General features: G+C 39.7%; 6 protein-coding genes. 1 reads left to right on the forward strand and 5 read right to left on the reverse strand.

The window, feature by feature from the left end; translation table 11 throughout:
- Nucleotides 1–15: 15 nt before the first annotated feature.
- From BM098_RS08190 to BM098_RS08210, 5 genes are all read right to left on the reverse strand, one after another.
- Nucleotides 16–2,784 carry a glycoside hydrolase family 3 protein gene (locus BM098_RS08190; RefSeq protein ID WP_089832249.1) on the reverse strand — a complete coding sequence of 923 codons (2,769 nt, stop codon included), beginning with the start codon at nucleotides 2,782–2,784 and terminating at the stop codon, nucleotides 16–18.
- Between the two features lie 94 nt (nucleotides 2,785–2,878).
- Nucleotides 2,879–3,526 carry a YesL family protein gene (locus BM098_RS08195; protein ID WP_089832251.1) on the reverse strand — a complete coding sequence of 216 codons (648 nt, stop codon included), beginning with the start codon at nucleotides 3,524–3,526 and terminating at the stop codon, nucleotides 2,879–2,881.
- Nucleotides 3,527–3,581: 55 nt separating this feature from the next.
- A complete protein-coding gene (locus BM098_RS08200) occupies nucleotides 3,582–4,427 on the reverse strand; it encodes a carbohydrate ABC transporter permease (protein ID WP_089832253.1) in 846 nt (281 codons plus the stop codon).
- 5 nt (nucleotides 4,428–4,432) lie between these two features.
- The gene (locus tag BM098_RS08205) at nucleotides 4,433–5,326 is read right to left on the reverse strand and encodes a carbohydrate ABC transporter permease (protein ID WP_089832263.1); all 894 of its coding nucleotides are present in this window, start codon (nucleotides 5,324–5,326) and stop codon (nucleotides 4,433–4,435) included.
- Nucleotides 5,327–5,397: 71 nt separating this feature from the next.
- Complete coding sequence (locus tag BM098_RS08210) at nucleotides 5,398–6,732, reverse strand: ABC transporter substrate-binding protein (RefSeq protein ID WP_089832254.1); 1,335 nt, start codon at nucleotides 6,730–6,732, stop codon at nucleotides 5,398–5,400.
- Between the two features lie 562 nt (nucleotides 6,733–7,294).
- On the opposite strand from BM098_RS08210, the gene BM098_RS08215 reads away from it, so the two are divergent.
- Nucleotides 7,295–8,208 (forward strand): IS200/IS605 family accessory protein TnpB-related protein (locus BM098_RS08215; protein WP_143423393.1); only part of this gene is annotated, 914 nt, incomplete at its 3' end.

The following is an 8,208-nucleotide window of genomic DNA, read 5'->3' on the forward strand; positions in this document are numbered from 1 at the left end:
ATCCTCTTAATTCGGTTATTGATTCAAACGCTGAAACTGTAGCGTATGAATGTGTAGCATCTCACCCTTATCTTGAAGCGTAATTGAATACGTACCTTTATCTAACGCAACTTTAACGAGCTTTTGTTTGATCACATGAGAATCCGTTCCATTCGTTTGAATTGTCGTTACATACTGATTATTTATCATCAATCGACATGCACTTTGAGCTAAATTGGATTGTGGTGACATAAGCGTTACAATAATCCGGTACTCACCTGGTGCTTCAACTTGAATACGTTGTTCATTTGTCGTTTGAAAGTCAAGAGGTAAGTCGAGTGATTTAGCTCCAATCGATTCATGTTCTTGAGGTGTGACAATAACGGCTTGTTCAGTAATCGTTTGTTTTCGCTTAAATACTGGTAGTGTCATTAACAGTTGAATAATACGCTTGGCCGCTTGTTGAAGTTCAGCTCGGGTTAATGTATTGTCTTCTAACGACTGAAGCGTATTGTCTCCTGCTGAATTAATGTCTGCACCATAATTATTTACGACCATATAGACATCATTTCCTGAGCGGACCATATGATTTGTCTGTGTTGTTTTTGCTTCTCCGCCCGTAACACAGTCATTCATCTTCGCCCACCAATCTGTCATCACGATCCCGTTAAAGCCCCATTCACGCCGTAGTATCGTGGTAACTAAGTCATAATGCGAAGCTGCCCAGTGTCCGTTGATAGGATTGTACGCCGTCATAACCGCACGTGCTTGTCCATCTTTGACGGCCATCTCAAATCCTTTTAAATAGATCTCTCTAAGTGCGCGTTCAGATACAACCGCATCAACATTGTGACGGTGTTTTTCTTGGTTGTTACAGGCAAAGTGTTTCAGTGTCGCTTCAACACCTGCTTTTTTAATTCCTTTTGTGACCGCAGCCGCAAAGGCACCTGTCACAAGTGGGTCCTCTGAAAAATATTCAAAATTCCGGCCATTTAGTGGATGACGGCGAATATTCATTCCAGGTCCAAGCAGTAAATCGACTTGGTTATCATACATTTCAATCCCTTCACACGTATAAAGCGCTTCGATTAAGTCGATGTTCCATGTCGCACTAAGTGCCGTTCCAATTGGTACTTGAGTTGAATGCACGCCGCTTTCCATTCTAAGTCCAGACGGGCCATCAGCAGTACAAGCAATTGGTACGCCATAATGAAGTAAATCATCACCAACACCCCCAAATGCTGATGCGGTCCCTGGGGTAACATACGGGCTACTCATACCTTCCCCTCTTACAATCGTAGCGAGTTGGTCATTAGTCAATTGACCGATAAACGTATCCATGTCAATCTGTGCATTAGCAACGTCTTGTAGTGTGTAGCGCGTTTTTGGTGCAGCGATTTCTTTTGGTAGACGGGTGTTGATTCGTTCGTCAAGGTCAATCGTACGCATTGGTACCGGCTCATACACAAGTTGGTATGTGCCGTCGCCTCGTTTTTCACCCGGCTTCATTCGCATAAGCGCTTCCACCGGACGTGCCGCTTCCTCTAAGCGATCAATGACCGTATGCTTTATGAATACCTCGCTTTTTTCATTAAATAAGACCGGTTTGATTGTTTTTACATCTGTTCCGATATGGAATCGGTATTCACCTTCTTCTAACACGAAGCTTGCTTTCTCACCGGTTAGACCGACCTCATCATACGAGGCGAGTTGTTCAATTGGCACGTGAAGCGTTATAATTTCTGTTTCACCTGGTGCTAATTTTTTTGTTTTATTAAAGCCGATTAAGCTATATACCGGTTTACCTAATTGACCTTGTGGGGCTTCCATATATAGCTGAATTACTTCTTTCCCACTATAGGTCGCACCTGTATTAGTAACCTTAACTGTGACTTCAATCAGTTCAGACGGACAGTTTCGTTTTATTTCGGCTGATTGGATCGTATAGTCAAAGGTCGTATAGGATAAACCATAGCCAAACGGGAATAAAACATTCTCCGGACAAAACGTTTCAAAATAGCGGTAACCAACATAAATATCTTCTTCATAGTGGTTTTTTTCCTCTCCGCCATAATTTTTAGCGGCAGGATAATCATGTAACCGATAAGCAATCGTATCGGTCAATTTTCCACTCGGTGTCTCATCCCCAACAAGAATATCACTCGCCGCATTTCCCCCTTCCATACCACCTTGCCAGACGTAGACAACACTGTTGATGCGTTCACCAAAACTAGATAATTCAAGCCAAGACATATCAATAATATTCGAGACATTTAATACAACAACAACTTGATCAAACGTTTGACTAACCAAATCAAGCATTGTTTCCTCATCTTTTGTCAGTTGATAACTTCCTGGTTGGTCAAGGTTATCTTTGTCTTCTCCCGCCGTCCGACCAATCACAACGATTGCAACATCTGATTCCAGTTTTGCTTCAGCGACTAAGGCTGGGGTGATAGACATTTCTTCTTGGAACCATGGTTCCATTGCCCAACCCCCACCACCGTTATCAAACGGATGGTCTTGTAGCCATTTTTCATAAGTTTCTTTTAACCTTTCATTAAGAATGACATTTTTTTTAGTTAAACCATCAACTAAATTGACCGAATAGCGGACGTTTACACTACCACCTGAACCTGTCCCGCTGCGATAAAAATCAAATTGACTGCGTCCAAATACAGCAATCTTGGTCTGTGGTTTTAGTGGCAACACGTTAGCATCATTCTTTATTAGTACCGCACCTTCAGCCGCTGCTTGACGACTTAATGTGATAAAATGCTCTTGATTACTTATTGATTGTGTCATTATTTGTTCCTCCCTTGTCTTAGACAAAACAGAACGACTTTGAGTAATCTAAATCACTCAAAATCGTTAGCTGCGTTCATTATTTGTTGATGCTTCAAGTTTGTTGATTCATAAGGCGTGCTCGCCTTTTTTTCATCTGACTAAACGATAGCAAAGTCATCGCCATGATGATGAGACTTAGTAACACCGGAAAGAACAGTGATACCAGCGCTGGCATCATGACAAACAGATGATATAGACCGTAGATCATCACCATCAAAAGCAAGACAAAATGAATATTCGCTATCCCCAACAAAAACGCCTGTTTAAAATATTGTAAAAAGCGATGTTCAAAATGTGCTACAACTGGGAAAAAATACAACACAGTTGCGCTAAATAGTAGACTATACAGACCCAAAGTGATGCCGCCAACCAGTTGTAAAGCCCCGGATGCCTGTGCAATCAACTGGTAGTTCATATACAAAAAGAAGGCAATTAAGCTAAAGACTACCCCTGCTAGATTAGCTGTTAGAAAGCTCTGCTTATAGGTTTTAAAAAAGACCGTAAAAATCGGGAACGTCCCATCTTTTAATAACCATTTTCTCACGACCGTTAAAGTGGCAAGAAACGCCGGAAAGATTCCGAAAATACCAAAACCTAATAACGTAAAGACGATTGCAAGAAAATTCACGTATGCGAGCTTCATAAATTGATCTAATCCGTAATAGAGTTTCAGATAAAAACCACGGGTTGAAATAGCCATCACCTTCTTTTCTTTTTTCTACTTTAAATTGATAAGAATTATATCACCTGCATGATTATTCTTTTACAGCACCAGCTGAAATACTGCTGATAATATATTTTGATAAAAATACAAAAGCAATCATAATCGGTACAACCGAAATAGCAATACCTAAGTACATTGCCCCTAAATTCTGAGCAACTTGTGACCCTCGTAGAGCCCCCATCATAACCGGTAAGGTATATTTTTCCGGACTGAATAAAACAACGAGTGGTAAAATATAGTTATTCCATGACCCGATGAAAGCGAAAATCGCCATTGTTGAGATGGCTGGCATCATCATCGGAATTCCAATCTTGTGAAAAATCTTGAACTCCCCTGCCCCATCAATTCTAGCTGCTTCAATCAATGAGCTATGCAAGACACTAGACAAGAATTGTCTTAAGAAAAACACAGTAAAGGTCGAGGCAATCGATGGAACAATTAACGGAACGTAACTATCAAGTAAGTTAAACGTACGCATAATATCATAAAAACCAATTAAGCCAAGTTGACCTGGTACCATCATTAAGACGAGAATCATTACAAATAAAAAGTTAGATCCTTTAAATTTATAAATCGCAAAACCAAACGCTGTTAGCGCTGAGAAGTAAGAACTTAGGACCGTTACTGCGACGGCAACGATTAAACTGTTTAAAAACCCGCGCCAAAGATTCATATATTCAAGTAACACATTATAATTATCTGCAATAGCTGTACCGGGAATCAACGTAAAACCTTCTTTTAAAATATCACTATTTGAACGCGTCGCATTAACTATCATCATATAAAACGGAATAAAACTAATCACGACGAGCAGTGCGAGTAAAAAGTAGAAGAAACCTTTAGTTATTTTTTGTTTATTGCTTTTTTCTGATCGCATATCATTTATTCTCCCTTCACACTTTTTCGGTACATCGCTTTAAAGGTGATCAGTGAGAAACACACTGTGATAATAAATAACCCATAAGCAATGGCAGCGGCATAGCCGTAATTATTAAATTTAAAGGCTTGATTGTATAAATACAAGACCATTGTATTCAGTGACCCTTGTGGTGACCCGCGACCATCGGTCAGTAACATCGGTAAATCAAAGATTTGTAAGCCACCAATTAATGATGTAATTAACACATATAACATAATTGGTTTTAATAATGGCAAGGTAATCTTTGTAAACATTTGGAGGCGATTAGCACCATCAATCAACGCTGCTTCAAAGTAATCATTTGAAATACCAGAAATTCCGGCCATTAGAATAATAAATGTATTACCAAACCACATCCATGCTCCGATTAAAGCAACAGACCATCGTGCTGTTGTTGGATTGTTTAACCAATTGATTGGTTCATTAATCAAACCTAAGTCAAGTAATAAGTGGTTAATCGTTCCGTGATGCCAACCGAGCAAGATACCAAAGAGTAACGCGACAGAGGCTATCGTGATTAAGTTGGGTAAATAAAAGGCGGCTCTAAAAAAGCTTAAACCTTTCATTTTAAGGCGAATATCAGAGAATAATAAGGCTAGCAGTAAGGCAATGCCTAACTGGAACCCAAAGTTAATTCCCCATATGTAGATTGTATTATAAAAAGCCTCCCAGAAATAATCATCACTTATTAAGCGTTGATAGTTTTCCATTCCAATAAAAGCCGCATCACCGAAGCCACTGTAACTTGTGAAACTATAGTAAAATGTTAGTACAATCGGGTAGACAGTAAAGGTAAGAAATACTGCGAAAAATGGCAAGATAAAAAGATAACCGTACTTGTTTAATTTGCTTTGCATCATGTGCTCTCCCTTCTTAAAAAAACGTCAGGGAGTAAGTATCTTACTCCCTAGACGAGTCCAATCCTTATTTATTGTTCGTCTGGTGTGATGATATCTGGGTATGAGCTATTAACTAAATTATAGAATTCTGCAATTGCTTCATCCTTTGTTTTAACACCTTCAACATACTCTGACACAACCGTACCAAACATACTATCCAGTTGTTGATCATAACGTGTTACAGTATCTGGATTTATTTTTTGAGCTTCTTCTAAGAAGAAGGTGTAATTGTTTTGACCATCTAAGAAGTCTTCACTAAATTCATCTTTAATTTTGTCTGTGACAGGGAGGTATGATAACACATCACCTGTTTCCATTGCCCAATCCGTTAAGAATTCTTCATCATGCGTCATCATTTTAATGAATTCCCATGCAAGATCTTTGTTTTCAGATTGAGAGTACATACCTAACCAAGTTCCACCCCAGTAGTATGGATTCGGACCACTTGTAACTGCCCAGTCACCAGCTGTTTCTTCAACATTTTCCTTTAACACACTGTGTAAGCCCCATGTAGGTAATGCATAGCTAAATACTTCAACTTCTGTTTCAGCTTCTTCTGCAACCTCATCCCAACCAGCGTTATAGTTGATTGGTCCGTCCATCGCAGCAAACCATGAAGGTGACCATTCTGGCGCAAATGCTGTTAAATCTTTTTCACGTAGTTCTTTCGCATAATCAAAGTAATTTAAGCGACCTTCTGTCATATTTAATTCATTGTCTTCATTTACCCATGGTTGTGGGTCTTGACCCTGCGCAAACCAACGTATGGCACCTTCGTCAGGGAATAAACGGTAACCAGCCTCTTTCAACTGATCGCCTGCTTCTAACATTGATTCACGCGTTGAGAACATTTCCCCAATTTCAGCTAGGTCATCTGTTCCAAATACTTCCTGGGCAATGCTACGACGGTAGAAAATACCACCTGGTGTTGTTTGCCATGACAGTGCTTTTACTTCTCCGTTTGAATTACGTCCAAGTTCAAACACATAATCAATGTAATCATCTTCAATGTCATCAACATTATAAGGTTCTTGGTTTAATGTTTCCCAGTAGCCTTGTTCAATCCAGTCCTTGATAAACGCAAGCTCACCGGTGAAGATATCGGGTGCCCCTTGTCCACTTTCAAGTACCGGACGAAGACGTGTTGGATAATCTTCAATTGGCACAATCGTTAATTCAACCTCAACATCGAACTTTTCTTTAAATGTTTCAATCGCTGGTTCTAATTCATCAGTAAAGGACCAAACCGTTAATGTCTTCTTACCAGACGATGCACCATCGCCTCCTCCTGATTCAGAATCACCACAAGCAGCTAATCCCAATGTTAATAACGCCATCATTAATAATGCAAACACCTTTTTCATACATGCTTCACCCATTTCTTAGTTTTTAATTAATAAAGCGCTTTCGATACAAACAAAAAATATATACACTTTTAAATCAACACTCATCAGATAACGTTGCTAAATAAATAGCACACTTGTACCTAAACCGCTTTACATAACGCACCGGTAATACATAATCTGATAAAATACTAGCGTCATCAAAATGAATAACCCTCACAACATGGTTCGCACGAATTACATGACTTATGTAAGGCGAGACCGCTGTATAAACAGTGCATGTTTCTTTTTTCTAACGTTTAGTACGATGAAACCATAATAATAAATATTACTTTGTGGATTTTTAAAACGAAAGCGCTTTCCAGTTAAAGATAACCCATTTTACACTATAAGTCAATACTATTTTTCATTTTTTAAAATTAGACTTTATCGCTTTAGAGCGAGAAGACACCTTCCTCAAGTGCGTCAGCACTAGGTGGGTGATGAATCGCTTGTTTTGAATATTTTTGAAGTAACAAACATATATTCCGCGTGATATAATTAGAGTACTAACAATGACCGTCAAAAATAAAGAGAGGGTGAGTTGAACTTTAAGAAAGATCGATATGAAAAACAACAGACACAACTGGCAAGCAAAGTGGCAGGTGTGTGTTTTGGGAGTAAAAAACTTGCGCGCGGCCGGTTAACACAAAAGGCGTATTACGCGAACCTTAAGCGTTGGCAAAAGCGTTGGCAAAAAGATTGGACAGCGGCGCGTTACGGTAAGATGACTATTTCAGGACGGAAAGATGCCAAATCAGGTAACTTTGTCTTTCATTATCACCCAGAGACGCATACCCTTACCTTTAAAGCGATCGACCAATGTGTCATTCATCTCTCTGACGTTGTTTTTCCTTATGGTCAAGATCATGTCAATCATGCCATTCAGACACAAATGAACCTGAAAGATAAGTTGAAATATGGGAAGCCGATGGGATGGTCGCTTGAGGACCATGGTGACTACTATATCGTTAAATGCTTAATTGATGTACCGGTTTCACCCTATTTGAATACCTCAACATCAACGGGTATGGTTGGTGTTGATTTGAATGTGAATCATATCGCCGTCGCCAATATCAACGCCATAGGTCAATGTGTGGATGCTTTTACCCTTCCGTTTAACTTAGAGGGTAAAACCAGTGGACAGAGGGCGAAAATCATCGAAGCAGAGGTTATTGCCCTCGTTGACTATGCTGTTAAACATCATAAGCCACTCGCGATTGAAAACTTGGATACGACGCGGTCCAAAGTGTCGCGTCCTTATGGGAATAGGAAAGCCAATCGCCAAATGAGTCAGTTTGCTTATCAAAAAATGATCCTAGCGATCAAGTCAAGAACCGAAAAAATGGGGGTGGCTGTCTACGTTGTTAACCCTGCTTATACCAGTCAAATTGGCAAGATGAAATATATGAAGCGACTCGGTGTGTCCATTCACATGGCAGCCGCTTATGTCATTGC

This window comes from Halolactibacillus halophilus (assembly GCF_900115605.1).
GTDB classification, from domain to species: Bacteria; Bacillota; Bacilli; order Bacillales; family Amphibacillaceae; genus Halolactibacillus; species Halolactibacillus halophilus.

Bases quoted from the DNA above. Each gene is read 5' to 3' on its own strand.
- BM098_RS08190 (WP_089832249.1), bottom strand. From the start codon at position 2,784: ATGACACAATCAATAAGTAATCAAGAGCATTTTATCACATTAAGTCGT.
- BM098_RS08195 (WP_089832251.1), bottom strand. From the start codon at position 3,526: ATGGCTATTTCAACCCGTGGTTTTTATCTGAAACTCTATTACGGATTA.
- BM098_RS08200 (WP_089832253.1), bottom strand. From the start codon at position 4,427: ATGCGATCAGAAAAAAGCAATAAACAAAAAATAACTAAAGGTTTCTTC.
- BM098_RS08205 (WP_089832263.1), bottom strand. From the start codon at position 5,326: ATGCAAAGCAAATTAAACAAGTACGGTTATCTTTTTATCTTGCCATTT.
- BM098_RS08210 (WP_089832254.1), bottom strand. From the start codon at position 6,732: ATGAAAAAGGTGTTTGCATTATTAATGATGGCGTTATTAACATTGGGA.